This is a genomic window from Halococcus sp. PRR34, assembly GCF_028617175.1.
GTDB lineage: Archaea > Halobacteriota > Halobacteria > Halobacteriales > Halococcaceae > Halococcus > Halococcus salifodinae.
On the sequence record NZ_JAQJDA010000003.1, the window covers coordinates 151,671 to 168,761 of the forward strand.

The 17,091-nt window shown below is 66.3% G+C and carries 16 protein-coding genes and 1 tRNA gene; 11 read left to right on the forward strand and 6 right to left on the reverse strand.

The features are described 5' to 3' along the window. Positions 1–102 precede the first annotated feature (102 nt). The 5 genes from PHA81_RS05705 (at position 103) to PHA81_RS05725 (ending at position 3,712) form a co-directional block, all read left to right on the forward strand. Positions 103–381 (forward strand): hypothetical protein, encoded by a 279-nt coding sequence (locus PHA81_RS05705; RefSeq protein WP_005039652.1) that lies wholly within the window; start codon positions 103–105, stop codon positions 379–381. Positions 382–485: 104 nt separating this feature from the next. Next, positions 486–1,121, forward strand: coding sequence for an adenylate kinase (locus tag PHA81_RS05710; RefSeq protein ID WP_273835759.1), 636 nt, complete (start codon positions 486–488; stop codon positions 1,119–1,121). A gap of 118 nt (positions 1,122–1,239) precedes the next feature. After that, positions 1,240–2,193, forward strand: coding sequence for a DUF106 domain-containing protein (locus tag PHA81_RS05715; protein WP_005039650.1), 954 nt, complete (start codon positions 1,240–1,242; stop codon positions 2,191–2,193). Between the two features lie 65 nt (positions 2,194–2,258). Beyond that, the gene (gene cmk / locus PHA81_RS05720; RefSeq protein WP_005039648.1) at positions 2,259–2,834 is read left to right on the forward strand and encodes a (d)CMP kinase; all 576 of its coding nucleotides are present in this window, start codon (positions 2,259–2,261) and stop codon (positions 2,832–2,834) included. After that, a complete protein-coding gene (locus PHA81_RS05725) occupies positions 2,834–3,712 on the forward strand; it encodes an RNA-guided pseudouridylation complex pseudouridine synthase subunit Cbf5 (protein ID WP_005039645.1) in 879 nt (292 codons plus the stop codon). The genes cmk and PHA81_RS05725 overlap by 1 nt, the downstream gene beginning before the upstream one ends. On the opposite strand, the gene PHA81_RS05730 is transcribed toward PHA81_RS05725, so the two are convergent. Further along, positions 3,709–4,626 (reverse strand): mechanosensitive ion channel family protein, encoded by a 918-nt coding sequence (locus tag PHA81_RS05730; RefSeq protein ID WP_005039643.1) that lies wholly within the window; start codon positions 4,624–4,626, stop codon positions 3,709–3,711. The two genes, PHA81_RS05725 and PHA81_RS05730, sit on opposite strands and share 4 nt — an antisense overlap. 150 nt (positions 4,627–4,776) lie before the next feature. On the opposite strand from PHA81_RS05730, the gene PHA81_RS05735 reads away from it, so the two are divergent. Then, positions 4,777–4,849 (forward strand) — tRNA-Pro (locus PHA81_RS05735). A gap of 395 nt (positions 4,850–5,244) precedes the next feature. After that, positions 5,245–7,287, forward strand: a complete 2,043-nt coding sequence (locus PHA81_RS05740) for a PGF-CTERM sorting domain-containing protein (protein ID WP_273835761.1) — start codon at positions 5,245–5,247, stop codon at positions 7,285–7,287. 157 nt (positions 7,288–7,444) lie between these two features. Here the strand turns inward: PHA81_RS05740 and PHA81_RS05745 are convergent, their stop codons facing one another. Further along, positions 7,445–8,437: a radical SAM protein gene (locus PHA81_RS05745; protein WP_005039637.1), complete on the reverse strand. Its 993-nt coding sequence runs from the start codon at positions 8,435–8,437 to the stop codon at positions 7,445–7,447. A gap of 243 nt (positions 8,438–8,680) precedes the next feature. Between PHA81_RS05745 and PHA81_RS05750 the strand changes: the two genes are divergently transcribed. Further along, positions 8,681–9,766: a DUF373 family protein gene (locus PHA81_RS05750; RefSeq protein ID WP_005039635.1), complete on the forward strand. Its 1,086-nt coding sequence runs from the start codon at positions 8,681–8,683 to the stop codon at positions 9,764–9,766. Between the two features lie 405 nt (positions 9,767–10,171). On the opposite strand, the gene PHA81_RS05755 is transcribed toward PHA81_RS05750, so the two are convergent. The 4 genes from PHA81_RS05755 to PHA81_RS05770 are packed head-to-tail and all read right to left on the reverse strand — an operon-like array spanning position 10,172 to position 14,055. Then, the gene (locus PHA81_RS05755; protein WP_005039634.1) at positions 10,172–11,014 is read right to left on the reverse strand and encodes a polyprenyl synthetase family protein; all 843 of its coding nucleotides are present in this window, start codon (positions 11,012–11,014) and stop codon (positions 10,172–10,174) included. Between the two features lie 58 nt (positions 11,015–11,072). Continuing rightward, on the reverse strand, positions 11,073–12,041 hold the full coding sequence (locus PHA81_RS05760) for an electron transfer flavoprotein subunit alpha/FixB family protein (protein WP_005039631.1): 969 nt from the start codon (positions 12,039–12,041) through the stop codon (positions 11,073–11,075). Then, the gene (locus PHA81_RS05765; protein ID WP_005039629.1) at positions 12,038–12,832 is read right to left on the reverse strand and encodes an electron transfer flavoprotein subunit beta/FixA family protein; all 795 of its coding nucleotides are present in this window, start codon (positions 12,830–12,832) and stop codon (positions 12,038–12,040) included. Before PHA81_RS05765 ends, PHA81_RS05760 begins: the two co-directional genes overlap by 4 nt. A gap of 44 nt (positions 12,833–12,876) precedes the next feature. Next, complete coding sequence (locus PHA81_RS05770) at positions 12,877–14,055, reverse strand: hypothetical protein (protein WP_005039625.1); 1,179 nt, start codon at positions 14,053–14,055, stop codon at positions 12,877–12,879. A 121-nt stretch (positions 14,056–14,176) separates the two neighbouring features. Here PHA81_RS05770 and PHA81_RS05775 point away from each other — a divergent pair, with 121 nt between their 5' ends. The 3 genes from PHA81_RS05775 to PHA81_RS05785 all read left to right on the forward strand — a co-directional run bounded on the left by PHA81_RS05775 (position 14,177) and on the right by PHA81_RS05785 (position 16,889). Next, positions 14,177–15,496 carry a hypothetical protein gene (locus tag PHA81_RS05775; RefSeq protein WP_005039623.1) on the forward strand — a complete coding sequence of 440 codons (1,320 nt, stop codon included), beginning with the start codon at positions 14,177–14,179 and terminating at the stop codon, positions 15,494–15,496. A gap of 50 nt (positions 15,497–15,546) precedes the next feature. Next, the gene (locus PHA81_RS05780; RefSeq protein WP_080510249.1) at positions 15,547–16,020 is read left to right on the forward strand and encodes a type IV pilin N-terminal domain-containing protein; all 474 of its coding nucleotides are present in this window, start codon (positions 15,547–15,549) and stop codon (positions 16,018–16,020) included. Positions 16,021–16,268: 248 nt separating this feature from the next. Further along, a complete protein-coding gene (locus PHA81_RS05785) occupies positions 16,269–16,889 on the forward strand; it encodes a methyltransferase domain-containing protein (RefSeq protein WP_005039618.1) in 621 nt (206 codons plus the stop codon). The last annotated feature ends 202 nt before the right edge of the window (positions 16,890–17,091 follow it).

The following is a 17,091-nucleotide window of genomic DNA, read 5'->3' on the forward strand; positions in this document are numbered from 1 at the left end:
TGCCGGCATAAATCCACGGCGGGGCCGGGTGGCGGCGAGCGAACGACGAGCGACGTGATGACCGGACGAACGTTTTAGTTATTGGATAAATAAAACACTCTCATGGCCTTGCTCACGCTCCTCGCACCGATCGGCGCGCTGGCGAACGCGGCCATCGCGACCCTGGTGGTGGGTTTTGTGATCGTTCTCGTCTACCGCTGGTTCGCGGGAGCCAACGACGCCGAGACGAAGGAGGTGAATCCCGAGACGTCCGAAGGACCGCCGCTCGAATCGTGGCGTCACGTCTACGACGTCGACAAGGCAGCGGCCGACCGCGAGATAACCGCCGTTCAGGAGCAGGCGAGCGATCTAGCGGAGGCCGACAACGAGGCGCGCCGGTAACACCCCAACCCGGGTAAGCGAACACGGGAACGAACGTCACCGGTTCGGCAGGGCGTCCCGGCGCGTATCTGCAAACCTTTTACTCTCGCCTGCGAAGCCCGCCCATGAGCCAGCAACCGAACGTCCTGCTGCTCGGGCCACCCGGTGCAGGGAAAGGCACCCAGAGCGCGAACGTTGCCGACGAGTACGACATTCCCCACGTCACGACCGGCGACGCGCTCCGGGCGAACAAGGACATGGAGACCGAGCACGGCACCCCGCGCTCGTTCATGGAGGCGGGCAAGCTCGTCCCCGACCCCGTGGTGAACGAGATCGTCGCCGAGGCACTCGGTAACGCCGAGGGCTACGTGCTCGACGGCTACCCCCGGAACGAAGATCAGGTCGAGTACCTCGCGGACATCACGACTCTCGATGCCGTCTGTCTGCTCTCGGTGAGCGAGTCCGAACTGGTCGATCGGCTGACCGGCCGGCGGGTGTGTGAGGAGTGCGGCACGAACTACCACGTCGAGTTCGACCAGCCCGAAGCGGAGGGCGTCTGTGACGAATGCGGCGGCGAGCTGATCCAGCGCGACGACGACACCGAAGAAACTGTCCGCGAGCGCCTTCGGGTCTACCACGAGACCACCGAGCCGGTGATCGAACACTACCGTGAGGCGGGCGCACTCGAAGAAATCGACGGCGAGCAGTCTCCCGACGCGGTGTGGAACGACCTCCGAACGACGATCGACGAGACGATCTGACGCCCCGACACACCGCCGTTTCGATCGTCGTGCAGGCGACATCCGCACCGATCCCGGACGGGCCACCTGGGCGAACGAACTAAAAGGTTGATTAGCGTCCGCCCCAAAGGAGCCTACAATGGCGCGGACAGCCGACAAAGTGCGCTCGCTGATCGCCGAGGACAGCGCGTTCGAGGACGCGCTCTCGGTAGTGCTCTCGCGGGCCGGCCACGCATCCCCCGACGACGAGGCCACTCCCGACGGCGGCACGCAGCCACACACCGTGACGTGGGGCGACGTCAGCGATGAACTCACGAGCGGACAGTGGGGCCGGCTGATCGAGGCCGGCATCCTGACCGACGCCGACGGTAGCGGGTTCGCGGTGAACGATCCCGACGGGGTGCGCGAGGCACTCAGCGACGACGCGGTCGAGACGAGCGATGACGACGACGAGGAGTCGAGCTGGACCACCTACGACAAGCTCGCGGGTCTCGGTGCGCTCGCGCTCTTTCCCGCCTACTGGTTCGCCCCGATCCGGAACGCGGTCGGCGGCGCGGTCGACCTCTTCCTCGGGCCGCTCGACGCCGTTCTCCCGTTTTACGCCGTCGTGATCGTGCTCTCGGTGCTCACGGGGCTGTACTCGACGCTGTTGCAGGCGAACCTGATGAACACCGAGAAGATGAGCGCCGTCCAGGAGAAGATGAGCAACATCCAGGAGCGCCGAAAGGAGGCGAAAGAGCGGGGCGACGACGCCGCCCTCGAACGCATCCAGGAGGAGCAGATGGACGCGATGAGCGACCAGCTCGGGATGTTCAAAGAGCAGTTCCGACCGATGGTGTGGATCATGCTGCTCACCATCCCGGCGTTCGTCTGGATGTACTGGATGATCGGTTTCCGGGGCGGGGCGGGACACATCGCTCCTGCCGAGTCGTCGCTCATCCTCCCGATCTTCGGCGAGCTGGAGTGGGCAGGATCGGCGGGAAAGATCGCCGGTATCGCGCCGGTCTGGCTGGTCTGGTACTTCCTCTGCTCGACGGCGTTCCGGATGATCATCCAGAAGTCTCTCAACATCCGGACCACACCCGGCTCGTAGCCGTATCGTAAGGACGGTGAGCGAGAGACACAACCGATTTGTACCGCGCCGGACCCAGAAGAGACATGTTTGTCACCCTGTCGGGGCCGGCTGGCGGCGGCACGTCCACGACTGCCGCCGATCTCGCCGCGGCACTCGGCTACGAACACATCAGCGGCGGCGACATCTTTCGATCCGTGGCCGACGAGCGCGGGCTGACTCCCTTGGAGCTCAACCGGCTCGCCGAGGACGACGACGAGATCGATCGCGCGCTCGACCGCCGTCAGCGTGAGATCGCCACCGAGCGCGACGACGTGGTGCTCGAATCCCGACTCGCGGGCTGGATGGCGGGCGAGCACGCTGATCTCCGACTCTGGCTCGACGCTCCGCTCGACGTCCGCGCCGAACGGATCGCCGACCGCGAGGACAAGCCGGCCGACCTCGCGCGTGAAGAGACCGAGGCCCGCGCACAGAGCGAGGCGCGGCGGTACCGCGAGTACTACGACATCGACATCGAGGACCGCTCGATCTACGACCTCGCGGTGAACACCGCGCGATGGGATCCCGAGACCGTCGCCCAGCTCGTTCACGAAGCGTGTGAGCGCTACGACCCCGCGACCGACGAGGGCGGGGTCGTCGTCGACGCCGACTACGACCGGTGATGCGCGGCCCACCCGACGAGCGCCCGCCCGACGATCGCCGCGAGTTCGGCGTCGTGAACCTCGACAAACCGCCCGGTCCCTCCGCCCACCAGGTCACGGGCTGGGTTCGTGATCTCGTCGGTGTCGACCGGGCCGCCCACGCCGGCACGCTCGACCCGAAAGTCACGGGCTGTCTCCCGATCCTGCTCGGCGACGCCACCCGGCTCGCCCAGGTCTTCCTCGAAGGCGCGAAGGAGTACGTGGCGGTCCTCGAACTCCACGGACCGGCCCCCGACGATCTCGAAGCGGTGCTTGCGGCGTTCGAGGGACCGATCCAGCAGAAACCACCCAAGAAAAGCGCGGTCGCGCGCCGGCTGCGAGTCCGGACGATCCACGCGCTCGACCCGCTCGATGTCGAGGAACGTCGCGTCCTGCTCCGGATCCGGTGTGAGAGCGGAACCTACGTCAGGAAGCTGTGTCACGATCTCGGGCTCGCACTCGGCACTGGCGCGCATATGGGCGACCTCCGGCGCGCAGGGACGACGCCGTTCGACGACACGGACCTCGTGAGCCTCCACGACCTCACGGACGCGCTCGCGTTCGCCGAGGGCGATGATATCGCTCCGCTCGCCGATGCCGTCCGGCCAGCCGAGCGCGCACTCACCCACCTCCCGCGGGTGACGATCGCGCCGAGCGCCGCCCGCGAGGTCGCCGAGGGTGCGCCGGTGTACGCGCCCGGCGTGCTCTCGATCGAGGACACGTCGGCGACGAACCCCGACGAATCACCGCTGGTGGCGTGCTACACGCCCGATGGGGCCGCAGTCTGTCTCGGACGGCTCGTCGGTGAGGCCGACGCGGAACGTGGGACGGTCGTCGAGCTCGAACGCGTCCTGATCTAGTCGTCGGCTCGCGCGAGGTCGGCGTCGTCCATGTTCTCGATGTCGATCCCGCCGGTGAGCTCGGTGTAGGGGTACGGCATGTCGATCCCCTCGGCGTCGAAGCGCTCCTTGACCGCCTGGACCCACGCAGAGAGCGCTTTGACGTACTTCCCGCGGGAGGGATCGTCGATGTGTGCGCGAGCGGTGAGGCCGACGTACGAGTCGGCGAGCTCGGTCAGGATCACGTCGGGTTCGGGCTCACCTTTGAGCCGGTCGACGGTCGCTGCCTCCTGAACGATGATCTCTTTGGCCTGCTCGATGTCGTCTTCGTAGCCGATCCCGAAGGTGAACGGGATCCGGAGCTGATCGTCGGCGACGGGGTTGGTGACGGCGTTGTCCGCGAGCTCCGAGTTGGGAACCGTGATGAGCTCGTTGTCGAACGTCTTGAGCTTCGTGACCCGCAGCCCGATATCCTGGACGACGCCGGATTTGGTTCCATCGCCGGAGGGCCACTCGATCCAGTCGCCGATGCCGAAGGGATCGTCTTTCAGGATGAAGATCCCGGCGGCGAAGTTCGCCAGCAGGTCCTGGGCGGCGAACCCGAGCGCGAGCGAGAGCGCGCCGAGCAGGGTCGCAAACGCCGCGAGCACGGTCCCGAAGCCAGCCATCGTCGCGGCGAGCGAGAGCGCGGCGAACAGCGCGAGCGCGCGGGCGACGGTACCACCCAGGCCAACGACCTTCGGGTCGAACCCGCGTGCGCCGAGCGCACCCTTCACGAGACGGACGAGCACGAATCGCCCGATGGCGTAGATGGCGACGAACGCGACGACGAACAGCGCGGCCTTCGCCGCGACTTCAATCAATGCCGGGCCGTACTGGTCGACGATTCCCCCTGGACTCGTCGGAATTCCCTGCTGGAGTAGTATCGAACCCATCGAATGACGTGATACGCGTACGCATCATGAATGCATCGCCTGTTCTTCGGTTCGACGTCCTTCACGGTCCAGCCGCCGGCCGTCGACCGTCGGTCTTCCGCGTGGGCGAAACGAAGGGCTTAATCCCGGAGGTGGCGTGGTTCGGGACGCGGGACCGTGGGGTAGCTTGGTATCCTCGGCGCATGGGGTGCGTCGGACTCGTGTTCGAATCACGACGGTCCCACTCCTTCGTTTTCAACGACACCCTTCCGGCCGTCAGGTCATCACACCGCCACTCACGTGGCGGGCGTCCGTGATACAGCTCCTCTCCTCTCAGTGAACTGTTTCGGTGGGAGAGTCGAACCGATGGACAACCCAGTTGACACCGACTCGTTGTCCGCTATCGCCCGCCGGCAGCATAACGCACAGACGGTTGTCGGTACGATCGAATCTTCGGACCGGCCGTGTCGGCGCTTCGATTAGCCGCAATCCGATCTCGAAGAAACGGGGGCGCATAGAAATGTTTATTGGGCGCTAGTATGAGATGTGTTTCATGAACCGAACTGCGAGTGATACGGTATCGATTTCGACGGCCAGCGCCCGATCGGATACTGCTGCGCTCGGCCGTGGGAGCGGGCGATGACAGCGCGTTCCCGATCGGCGGCAGTCCTCGTCACACTCCTGGTCGTGCTGAGCACCGTCGTCGCCGGTGGGGGCATCGTCGGTGCACAGAGCGATGCGGGCGGCGCGAACGGGACGAACGCCACGGCCGAGACGGGTGTCGATCTCCCACCGGCCGACGACGTCTACGTCGAGGACAACGGTGACGCCGTCCTCGCCTACGAGGAGGCGGCGAACGGCACACAGGCGAACTACGGCCTGAACGTCAGCGAGGGGCTGTTCCACGCGCTCGTCGCGAGTGATGTGGAGGGCTCGGACGATCTCGCGGCCAACGTCACGGCGGTCATGACCGGCGAGAACGTCACCGGCAACGGCACGCTGGGAATGGCCCGTCCCGAGACGCTCTCGAACCTCTCGGTGAACGCGACCGGCGTGCGGACCGACGAGAACGCGCGCTCGGACGTCTCCGCCGCAGCGACCGTCACCGGCGAGAACGTCGCCCGTTCGGTGCCCATCGAGCGTGCAGGGATCACCGGCGACGTCACGACCACTGGCTCGATGTTCGACGCCGATCTCTCGGCGAACGCTCAGCTGACCCAGCCGCTGGGGCAGCCCCAACATCAGTCCTACGAGATCACCGAGGGCAACGGTACGTACACGCTGAACGTCTCCCAGGAACGGCCGGTTCTCGAGGCCACCGCGTCACAGTGGGAAACCCGCGAACAGGCCAAACGGACGCTGCAGTCGCAGTACGTCGCGCTCGCCGAGTCGATGAACGGCTCGGCCGACCTCACGATCGACTCGTACTCGTTCTCCCAGGGTGAGTCGGGCCGCTCGCAGCTCGACATCGACTACTCGGTCACCTACGAGGGGATCGAACGCGCGGTTGCCGACCAGCTGACGTCGTCGCTGACGTCGGCCGAGGACGTCGATCTCAACCGCTCGGAGGCGCGTAACGTCTCCCAGCGCCTCCAGAACCTCACGGTGAACGAGCTCTCGGTTCGATACGACCAGCGTCAGGGTTCGATCGAGGCCGGGATGAACGCCGACCTCGACAACTACGACGGGGCCGTGCTCGCGGCGCTCGACGTCGCGGAAGCGACCGATATGCAGGCGCTCAACGAGGGCAGTATGGCGGGGATGAACACGGCTGGCGTCGGGTCGATGCCCGCAAGCGCGGAGACGACGCCGACCACGTCGAACGTGACGTCCTCGAACGCGACAGCCACGAACGCCGCAGCCACGAGTGCGGCGTCGTTCAACCAGAGCATCGAACGCCTCCGCAAGCAGTTCGAGGCCCAGCAGGCCGCGAACCTCACCCGGACGAGCACGTTCACCGCGAACGTCACGAAGAACTCCCCGCAGGCGATCAGCGTCGACCTCGACTCGCAGTCTCGGACCGAGAACTGGGGGACGTACGTCGACGAACTGGAAGACCGCGATATCGAGAGCAGTAACCTCGAATACGAACTTCACGCCGCCACCGAGGGCGAGCGCGTCAACGTCACCGCCGCAATGTCGGTCTCGGGCGAGAACCTCCTCAAGCAGGCGACGAATCAGATGCTGAACAGCAGCACCGGCCCGCAAGCGGGCCAGACTCGCGAGTACGTCACGGCGTTCCGCGAGGCGGGCTTCCGGAAGGCCCAGATGGACGTCTCGGTCGAGGACGGCCGGATGCAGCTGGAGACCGGTGCGGCCTTCGAGAACATGACGGCGCTGCGCGACGCGCTCGTTACCCTGGAAGGCGGACAGAACGTCCAGAGCGTCGTCGGCCGGACCGACAACGGCACCACGACCTCCTACGTCCGGGTCGAGGGAGCCGTCCCCGAGAACGCCTCGGAATCACAGGTTCGCGAACTCGCGTACGCTGACGACGACACGTCGGTCCACCTGCCGAACGCGTGGAACCGGACGATGCCGTCGGCGAACACCAGTCAAGCCAACGAGTATCTCGGGCTGACGGGCGCGACCTCCGGCCTGACCGGCCCCGGCTTCGGAGTCGTCGTCGCGGTGATCGCGCTCGTCGCCGCCGCGCTCGTCGCTGTCAGACGGCGACAGTAGACACCCCCACCTTTTGCCACGCTCAGTCGTTCGCTTTGCTCACTCCTTCGCGGGCAAAATCTGGATCAAAAGCCTTGCCGCTCCCTACAGTCGCGCCTCGGCCCGCTCGCTCACGTCCGTTCGCTCGCGGCGAAACGCCGCCGAAGCGCGGCGTATGCTACGCTAGCGGCGTCCGCTCGACCACCGTGCCGTCGGCCGTCGGATACTGCTCGACGATCTCGCCCTTCCCGATGTCGCCCTCCTCTATCATCTCCTCGGCGAGCCACCACGCGAGTTCGACGTGGTCGGTTTTCTCGGTGTAGAACTCCTCGGGAACCCCGAGTTCGGCGAGGCGCGCGACGGGTTCCCAGATCTTGCCGTAGACGAGCGTGCCGTCGTCGGTGACGTCGTCGAACTCGCGGCCGACGATCTTCGCCATCCGCTTCAGTCGGTTGCGGTGCTGGGCGGCGTCCTTGAACACGCTGGTGCAGTAGTAGACCTTCTCGTGGTCGCCCATCGCATCGAGCACGTCGTGACTGCCCTCGACCGCGCTCATGTGCCCTTCGCGGAGCTCGAAGCCCGCCTCCTGCATCCGTTCTGCGTTGCCGTCGGACATCTCGAACTCGTTGATGTTGCAGAAGTCCGCCGCGCCCTCGTCGAGGAACTCGAGGAACTCGCTTTCGGCTCGAATACCGGGGATCTCGAAGGCGGGTGTCAGCCCCTCCTCGCGCGCGATGTAGAGGATCTCCTCCCACTCCGTGCCATGCATGTCGCCCCACAGCTCGTACGGTGGATGGAAGCGGATCTCGTCGAGGCCCGCCTCCGCAAGCCGGCGCATGTTCTCGCGCCCGCCCGTGATCCCGGTGTAGAGGTGGGTGTGGTGGTCCTCGCCGAACTCGTCTTTGAGCATCGAGAGGTAGCGACAGGTCCGGTCGAGAGCCTCCTGTGGCTCACCGCCGGTGATCGAGGTTCCTAGCGCATCCATCCGGTGAGCTTCCTCGATTACGTCCGAGTCGTCCTCGACCTGACGCTCGTTCGCGTAGACGTCGGTGACGTTCTTTCTGTTCTCGCCGAGCGGACAGTAAAAGCAGTCTCGCTGGTCGCAGTAGCCGTAGACAAACAGCACCATCTTGCCGCCTTTGGCACACTGTTCACAGCCCTTCGAGATCATTCGTTAGCCCCTCCTCGGGGGCCGACGCTCAAAAGCCGCACGACTCCACTCGACGCCACACCGGCCGCCCACCACTACACCGTCCCCCACCACTACCCGGCCCTCCACCGCCACACCGGCCCTCCACCACTACACCGGCCCTCCACCACTACACCGGCCCTCCACCGCCCACCACCCACCCGCCACACCGTCCGCACCGTTCGCACGGAAAGCAGTTAACCCCGGATCGCGTACGCCCGGGCGATGCTGCTCGTGCTGTGTGTCGATCTCGACGACGACCTCGGCCGGAAGGCTGGCGTCGAGACGCCCGTTGTCGGCCGCGAGGCGGTCGAGCGCGCAGCGGTCGCGCTCGCCACTGCGGACCCGGAGGACTCGGACTCCAATGTGTTGTTCGAGGGCCTCCATATCCACGACGACATCACCGACGAGCGGATCGAGGTCGCGGCGGTCGCGGGCGTCGAGAGCGGTGGCGTCGCCGCCAACCGCCGCGTCGGCGAGGAGGTCGACACGATCCTCGCGGGGCTCGCCACCGGCGAGGACGTCCGCGCCATCGTCGTTACCGACGGCGCACAGGACGAGTCGGTGCTGCCGGTGATTCGGTCGCGGCTGCCGGTCGATGGGGTGCGACGAGTGGTCGTTCGCCAGGCCCAGAACCTCGAATCGATCTACTACACGATGAAGCAGGTGCTCGACGATCCCGAAACGCGGGGCACCATTCTGGTTCCGCTCGGCATCCTGCTGTTGATCTATCCGCTCGTCGAGCTCGCCGGCCGGCTCGGGGTTCCGGGAACGACGGTTGTCGGCCTCATCTCGGCGCTGCTCGGACTGTACGTCCTCTTTCGCGGTCTCGGCCTCGAACAGGCCATCGACGAGTCGGTCGCGCGCGCACGGAGCGGGTTGTACGCCGGTCGGGTCATGCTCATCACGTCGGTGGTGGCGCTCGCGCTGTTCGTCATCGGCGGCGTCAGCGGTGTCCGAACGCTCGACGCCGCCCAGGCAAGCACGGGAGTGCTGACACCCGTCGAGACCGCCGCCGCGCTCGTCGTCGGTGCTGTCCCGTGGTTCGCCGCGGCGGGGATCACGAGCAGCGTCGGCCGGATCACCGACACGTATCTCGCCGAGCGGTTCCGGTGGCGCTACCTCAACGCCCCCTTCTACGTGCTCGCGATCGCGGCCGTCCTCCACGGCGTCGGCGCGTACCTCCTCGGGAACGTCGGCCTCTCGTACATGGCGGTCGCGCTCACTGCCGGAACGCTGCTCGGCCTCGTGAGCACGCTCGCGTTCGCTATCGTGGAATCGCGCTCGCCGAGCGTGCCCGAGCCTGCCTAGAACCCCCACTTTTTTACTGCGGGGGGATCGTGCTCGCTTCGCTCACGCGACCCCCACTTGCAAAAACCTGGACTAAAAACACCCGCTCACTCGCGTTGCTCGTTCGCGGTACTGCCACTAGCCCTGCCCGCACAGCACCGCCCGAGCCCTCGACCGCTCGCTTCGCTCACGGTCTCGCCCTCGATCCACCGAGGACCGCTACGCAGACCGCACCACCGAAGCCCTCGCACCCTTCGGGTGCTCGCCCTTCATCCGCTGTCAGAGAAACCTCCGACAAGCCTCGTGCTCGTTTCACTCACACGAGACGCCAGGAGAGCTTCGCTCTCCTGAGCCTCGACTCGCTCCGCTCACCGAGACGCCAGGTCCGCACAGCCGCCGCAACCGCCAGCCGCGGCCGCCGGCCGCTCACCGCTCGCGGACGACCACGAACTCCGCGAGATCTCGAAGATACTCCTCGGCCTGCTCGTCGTCGATCGCGACCGAATCGAGCGCCGCGAGCGCGTCGTCGGCGGTCCGGCGCGCGAGGTCGTTCGCTTCCTCCGGTGCGAGATCGGTGACTTCGACGAGCGAGGGCCGATCCATCGCGCTGTCCTGCCCCGTCGGTTTGCCGAGGTCGTCGGCGTCGGCGGTCGCGTCGAGCACGTCGTCGCGGATCTGGAAAGCGACCCCGACACCCTCTGCGTAGTCGCCGAACGCCTCGACCGTGGCCGCATCGGCGTCGGCCGCGACCGCGCCCAGCTGGGCTGCCGCGCGAAACAGCGCCCCTGTCTTCCGGCGGGCGAGCTCCATGTACTCCGCCTGGGTGGTGGGGTGAGCGACGAGTTCGGTCGCCTCGCCCTCTCCGAGTTCGACCATCGCCTCGCTCACGACCTCCATCGCGCGCTCGTCGGCCGCAAAGAGCGCGAACGCCTCGCCGAGCAACCCATCGGAAGCGATCAGCGCCGAGCCGTGACCGAACGCCGCCCACGCGCTGTCGGTTCCCCGGCGGACGTCCGACTCGTCGATGATGTCGTCGACCACGAGCGACGCGTTGTGAACCAGCTCGATCCCGACCGCGAAATCGACCGCGTCTTCGCCCTCCCCGCCGGCGGCCTCGCAGGCCAAAACTGTGACTGTGGGCCGGACGCGCTTGCCGCCAGAGAGCGCGACGTGTTCGAGCTGGGCCGTGAGATCGTCGGGCTCGGACGCCTCGCAGACGGCTTCGAGGCGCTCCTCGACCATCGCCCGCCGGCGTTCGAGATACTCCATTATCCGCTCTTTAGACCCGGCGTGAAAGTACGTGACGATCGGCGGTAGCCGAGAACTCTCAGACTTCGGGTGGCTCGCCGCCGAACGCCTCGATCAGCGCCGGCACCACGTCGAAGAGGTCGTCGACGACCCCGTAGTCCGCGAGGTCGTAGATCGGCGCGTTCGGGTCGGTGTTGATCGCGACGATCGTCTCCGCGCCTTTCATGCCGGCGACGTGCTGGACAGCCCCCGAAATCCCGATCGCGATGTAGACGTCCGGGGTGACGACCTTGCCGGACTGGCCGACCTGACGGTTCTTCGGGAGCCAGCCGTTGTCGACGATCGGCCGCGACGAGGAGAGCGTCGCGTCGAGCGTGTCCGCCAGCGCCTCGACCAGCGCGATGTTCTCCTCCTCTTCGATCCCGCGGCCCACCGACACCAGCACGTCGGCCTCGCTGATGTCGACGTCACCGCCGCCGACTTCCTGGAATCCCGTCACCGTCGAGTGCACCGTCGACTCGTCGATCTCGGCGTCGAACTCCTGAATTTCGGCCCCGTTGGTTCCCTCCGCAGGCGGCCACTCGCCCGGCCGAACCGTCACCGCTGCGCGGTTGGCGTCGACTTCGACTACTGTTTCGACCTTCGAGCCGTACTTCTCGCGGGTCACCGAGAGGACGCCGTCGCTCTCGATGTCGATCGCGTCAGTCACGAGCGGAAGCGAGAGCCGGTTGGCGACCGCGGGCGCGTAGTCGAGGCCGTTGACCGAGTTCGGCATGAGCAGCGTGTCGGGTTCGACCTCATCGTAGAGCGCGGCGACCGCCTGGGTGTAGACGTCGTGGTTGAACTCCTCGCCCTCGTCGATCGTGTGGACGACGTCGACGCCCTCGCGGTCGAGCCGGTCGGCGAACTCCTCGACCGCGCCGCCGATCACGGCGAGGTGGAGGTCGCCGTCGGTGGCGTCGGCGAGTTCGCGGCCCGCGGTGGCGAGTTCGAAGCTCACGTCACGGAGGTCACCGCGGCGGTGTTCGGCGATGGCGAGAACCGTCATCCCTCGACCACCCCCTTGTCGCGAAGCAGGTCAGCCAGCTGGTCGGCCTCCTCGTCGGGACTCCCCTCGAACACCGTCGCGTCGCTCTCGGTTTCTGGCTCGTAGAGCTGCGTGAGCGTGATCGGGCTCTCGGTCACCGACGCGTCGAGACCGATATCCGCGAGGTCCTTGGGCGCGATCTCCTTCGACTGGGCCTGACGGATTCCCCGAAGGCTCGCGTAGCGGGGCTCGTTGATCCCGGTCTGGATGGTGAGGACGGCGGGGAGCTCCACGTCGGTCAGTTCCTCGACGCCGCCTTCGAGTTCGCGGTGGACCGAGGCGACATCGTCGCCTGGTTCGAGGTCGAGATCGTTGACGACCGCGGCCCACTCGAAGCCGATCTCGTCGGCGAGCGAGACGCCGGTGGCCCCGAAGGCGTCGTCGTTCGACTGGACGCCCGTGAGCACGAGATCGGGGTCTTCGTCCTCGGCGACTGCCGCGAGGATATCGGCCTTGGTCTCGACGCCGAGCTGACCCTCTCCTTCGAGCGCGTCGTCCCAGACCCGGATCGCGCGGTCGACGCCTTTCGCGAGTCCCATCCGAATGGTCTCCTCGGAGCGTTCGGGCCCGACCGTGACCGAGACGACCTCAACCTCCTCACCCACCTCCTGGAGCTGGACGCCCGCCTCGATGGCGTAGTCGTCCCACTCGTTGAGGTCGTAGTCGAGGTACTGATCGGCGACTGCCAACCCATCGATTTCGAAGTCGTCCTCGACTTCGGCCACCTCCGTTACCGCGATGAGGATCTTCATCGAGCGGGAGTCGCCGCCCGCGAATGTTAACGGTTCCGAAAGCGTCAAACCCTCTCATCGTCGCGGTTGGGCAGGCTGATGAGGTTCTCCCGGCCGATCCGGAGCTTCTCGATTCTCCCTGTGTCGTCCATCGCCGACAGCAACTGGGACACCTTCGCGTTCGACCAGCCGGTCTCGTCGACGATCGAGGCCTGCTTCATCCGGCCGTCGTTGCGTTCGAGGAGTCGTTCGACACGTTCCTCGTCAGAGAGGAGTTCGTCGTCGGGCGGTTCGTCGTCGGGTTGGTCGGCGGTCGCCGCGGCGGAAGCGTCCGACTCCGATTTCGTTTGTGCTGTCGCCGCCGTCGTCCCTGATCCGGTTTCGCTATCGGCGACGTCTGGTGCACCCCCGTCGTCGTCCGTCTCGCGTCGCGTCCAGGTGTACGCCCCGACGATGACGGCCCCCGCCCCGAGCACGATCACTCCTGCTCCGAGCACGAGCGGCGGTACTGCTGTGAACGGTCCGGTGTCGCCGTTGCCATCGCCACTTCCGTTATTCTCGCCGGTCGTCGGCTGGAGCGGTGCGCCGCTGCGATCGTAGACCACCCGCGGCTCCCCGGGAGCGAACGATCGGGGTCCCTTCCACACGAGCGTGCGATTGGTGTACCCGATCGGCGAGGTATCGATGGTGTGCCCTCGGGGTGTTTCGATGCGCAACGTCTGCTCCGTGGTGAGCGACGGGAGCCAGGTGCTCTGGCTGGTGTTGAACGCGTCACCGACGATCAGTTCGTCGTCGCTCTGCCGGGCGAAGTTCGTCCACGTGAACGCGACCACGAGCTGGCCGGTGTCGTTCTTGCTGGTGTCGTTCTGGCCCACGATCGTCGCGGTTCGGTTGACGTTCGTGACGTTCATCGGCCGGCGGGTCGCGTTGCTCGCCGCGGTCGCGGCGCGCCGAAACGTCGGGATCGGATCGGTGTTGGTGCTCTCTTCGAACTCCCTCGCGATCGTTCTGAACGCTCTGGTCTCGTTCGTACTGGTGAGCGCGAAGCGCGTCGAGACCTGAAACCGAGCGTCGCCGTTCGGTCGGGGCTGGATGGCGATGGTCGTGGCGGCGTCGGCGCTGTCGGTCGGCGACGCCGCCTGATCGACGGCCGACCCGGGCTGGCCGTACACGATCGCCGGCCCGACGGCGGTGACGGCGACGACGGTGGCGAGGAGCGCGCACAGCACCGCCCGAAAACGCATACCCGACTCTGCTCGGGCCGACACGAAAACCCTTTTCATCCCCTGGATCTCCGTGTACGGACCCCCCCGAGCCACGTTTCGGCCGGGATTTTAATAGCACCGGGGACGGACTGTCCATCCGATGCGCCGCGCGATCGCACTCGTGCTCGCTCTCTGCTGTGTCCTCGCGCCGGTCGCGCTCGCGGCTCCGGCTTCACACCCGCCGGACGGGGCTCGCGCCAGTTCGGTGGCCCCGGTCACGCCGGCGACCGAGACGACCTCGTATCTCCGTATCGCTCCCGATGCGCTCGAAACCGCGGCGTACAATGGCGCGACGATCGACGTTTCGGGAACGCTCGCACTCGAAACCCAGCAGCTCGACGGCCGGTTTCAACAGGAGCTGCTCCGACAGCGCTTCTCGGACACCGAGTCCGTGGCGGCACGTCACGAGCAGATCGAGGCGACTGCCGCCCGAATCGACGAGCGGATCGAGACACTCCACGATCGACAGGCCACCACGATCACGGCCTACAACAACGGATCGCTGTCCGGACAGGCGTTTCTCCGTGATCTCGCGCGGATCGGCGCTGCGGCCGACCGGCTCGAAACGGCCGTCGGGGAGCTCCAGCGACGTGCGGACTCGGTCCCACGGTCGACGATCGACGGTACGTCGGTGATCAACTGGGCACAGAACCGGCAGTTCGAACTCGCTCCGTTCGGCGGGCCCGTCCGCGATCGGATCACAACGGCGCTCCGCGGGGAGAACACGGTCCCCGTCGATAGCGACGTTCCGTCCGGCGTCGCCCGGATCGGCCCGACCCGCGAGGAGCGCCTCGAACCCCTCTGGGTGTACGCCGAGACGACGGCCGATGGGGTCGTGTTGGCGACCGTCGACGACGGACAGTACTCTCGCGAGGCGTATCTCCCGGGTGAACGCAACGCCACCGCGGGCAGCGTCGAGAACAACACGGACGTGCGCAACCGACGCGCGACGTTGTACCCCTGGGCCGAGAACAACTCCGGGTCCAAAGGCCAGCGCAACGTCCAGCAAGTCGGCATCTCCCGATTCCGCTTCTCGCACGACCACGGCCGACTCACGGCGTATCTCGATCAGAACACCAGCCAGGTGTTCGTCGAACACCAGCAGAAGACCCTGACGCGGCTGCCGACGGCCGCACCGGTGACCACCACAACCGAAAACCGGCGACTCGTGGTCAATCGCACCCACCCGAGCGGTCCGCTCGAAGTGTTCCTGACGACCGAGAGCGGCAAACGGCTCGACGGCACCGTGACGGTCGAGAACCGAACGGTGGGCGAAACCGGACCCGATGGCCGCCTGTGGACGGTCGCACCGCGCGGAAACGTCACGGTGACGGCCCGCGTGAACGGATCGTCCATGCGGGTCGAGACGAGCGCGGCCGTCGCAACGAACCAGACGCTCGTCGCCCCCGCCTCGCCGTAATCGCCCACGCCGCCGAAGGTTGAAATACGAGACCGGAACTACCGCGTGGCGTGTCACGCCGTGCAGTCGCCCCGGTGGTTGGCGTCGTTCTCATGCTCGCCGTCGTCGTCACGCTCGCCGGTGTCGTCGCGGTGTTCGTCGTCGGGATCGGCGGGCAGACAGACGATGGGCCGAGTGCTGTGATCTCCGCTGATAGGGGAAACGGCGATCAATATGGCAATCCAAAATTCACTTTCGTGCATGAAAGTGGTGATCCGATCGACACACGTGATCTCACTGTTCGGGTGTTCGTTGATGGACAGTCCATCAAACACCAACCAGATGTTCCATTCTTTTCGAAGACAGGGTTCGTGTCTGGTCCTGAAGGGCCCTTCAACAGTAACACCGCAAACAAAACCTGGATGGCGGGTGAGAAGGCATCACTAACGATCGCTGCCTCAAATACTCCACAACCCACTCCCGGATCAGAAGTAACCGTCAAATTCTATGTCAACGGAACAGCGGCTGCCACGGCGCGAGCATGATTTGGGCTGTCTTCGATTAGAACTGTTTGGGGCCGGTGGCGCGCGGGAGCACGCCAGCGGCGTGCGACTCGCGCGAGGGATGAGCGGAGTGAGCGACGCGAACGGGGCGAATCGGTTGGGGAGGGTGTGGCCTGCGGTCTCTCACTTGGATCGTGATTCGTTGTATCGTCGGTGCGGATCGCTCTTAGACGGGTTGTCTGAAAACAGATACCCCAGAGTTATGCCGACAGCCGGCGAATCCGTGACCAATGGGAGTGCTCGAAGACAAGGCGCGTGCGCGGGTGTTTTACAAGTATCTCTCCCGAGTCTACGACGAGATCAACCCGTTCATCTGGAACGAGACGATGCGGGCCGAAGCCATCGACTGGCTCGATCCCGCGCCCGACGATCGGGTGCTCGACGTGGGCTGTGGCACGGGTTTTGCCACCGAGGGCCTGCTCGAACGCACCGACAACGTCCACGGCCTCGATCAGAGCAGCCACCAGCTCGAACGCGCGTGGGAGAAGTTCGGGAAAACCGATCAGGTCCGATTTTATCGGGGCGACGCCGAGCGGCTCCCCTTCGCCGACGACACCTTCGACGCGGTCTGGTCGTCGGGATCGATCGAATACTGGCCCGATCCGGTCGCCGCGCTCGCCGAGTTCCGCCGGGTGGTGGAGCCGGGCGGCGGCGTGCTCGTGGTCGGTCCCGACGCGCCGACGTCGTCGATGTTCGGCCGGCTCGCCGACGCGATCATGCTGTTTTACGACGAGGACGAAGCCGATCGGATGTTCGACGCGGCGGGCTTCGAGGATTTCGAGCATCACATCCAGCAGGCCCGCCCCGGCAGTCCGCGGGCAATCACGACGATCGCGCGCGTTCCTGAATAAGTGCTTTCGATCGGTTTTGAGTAACCACGGTACTGGTTCGTCCGCCCCTATCCCGTCACAAATGAGTGGCCACAGACCACTCCCTCCCCAACCGATTCGCTCCGCTCGCACCGCTCGCGCAGACCTCGCACGAGTCGGGCGTCGGAGACGCCCTCCCGCGCGCCACCGGCCCTACACATCAGTAGGGCGACTCGCCAACCGA

Bases quoted from the DNA above. Each gene is read 5' to 3' on its own strand.
- PHA81_RS05705 (WP_005039652.1), top strand. From the start codon at position 103: ATGGCCTTGCTCACGCTCCTCGCACCGATCGGCGCGCTGGCGAACGCG.
- PHA81_RS05710 (WP_273835759.1), top strand. From the start codon at position 486: ATGAGCCAGCAACCGAACGTCCTGCTGCTCGGGCCACCCGGTGCAGGG.
- PHA81_RS05715 (WP_005039650.1), top strand. From the start codon at position 1,240: ATGGCGCGGACAGCCGACAAAGTGCGCTCGCTGATCGCCGAGGACAGC.
- cmk (WP_005039648.1), top strand. From the start codon at position 2,259: ATGTTTGTCACCCTGTCGGGGCCGGCTGGCGGCGGCACGTCCACGACT.
- PHA81_RS05725 (WP_005039645.1), top strand. From the start codon at position 2,834: ATGCGCGGCCCACCCGACGAGCGCCCGCCCGACGATCGCCGCGAGTTC.
- PHA81_RS05730 (WP_005039643.1), bottom strand. From the start codon at position 4,626: ATGGGTTCGATACTACTCCAGCAGGGAATTCCGACGAGTCCAGGGGGA.
- PHA81_RS05740 (WP_273835761.1), top strand. From the start codon at position 5,245: ATGACAGCGCGTTCCCGATCGGCGGCAGTCCTCGTCACACTCCTGGTC.
- PHA81_RS05745 (WP_005039637.1), bottom strand. From the start codon at position 8,437: ATGATCTCGAAGGGCTGTGAACAGTGTGCCAAAGGCGGCAAGATGGTG.
- PHA81_RS05750 (WP_005039635.1), top strand. From the start codon at position 8,681: ATGCTGCTCGTGCTGTGTGTCGATCTCGACGACGACCTCGGCCGGAAG.
- PHA81_RS05755 (WP_005039634.1), bottom strand. From the start codon at position 11,014: ATGGAGTATCTCGAACGCCGGCGGGCGATGGTCGAGGAGCGCCTCGAA.
- PHA81_RS05760 (WP_005039631.1), bottom strand. From the start codon at position 12,041: ATGACGGTTCTCGCCATCGCCGAACACCGCCGCGGTGACCTCCGTGAC.
- PHA81_RS05765 (WP_005039629.1), bottom strand. From the start codon at position 12,832: ATGAAGATCCTCATCGCGGTAACGGAGGTGGCCGAAGTCGAGGACGAC.
- PHA81_RS05770 (WP_005039625.1), bottom strand. From the start codon at position 14,055: ATGCGTTTTCGGGCGGTGCTGTGCGCGCTCCTCGCCACCGTCGTCGCC.
- PHA81_RS05775 (WP_005039623.1), top strand. From the start codon at position 14,177: ATGCGCCGCGCGATCGCACTCGTGCTCGCTCTCTGCTGTGTCCTCGCG.
- PHA81_RS05785 (WP_005039618.1), top strand. From the start codon at position 16,269: ATGGGAGTGCTCGAAGACAAGGCGCGTGCGCGGGTGTTTTACAAGTAT.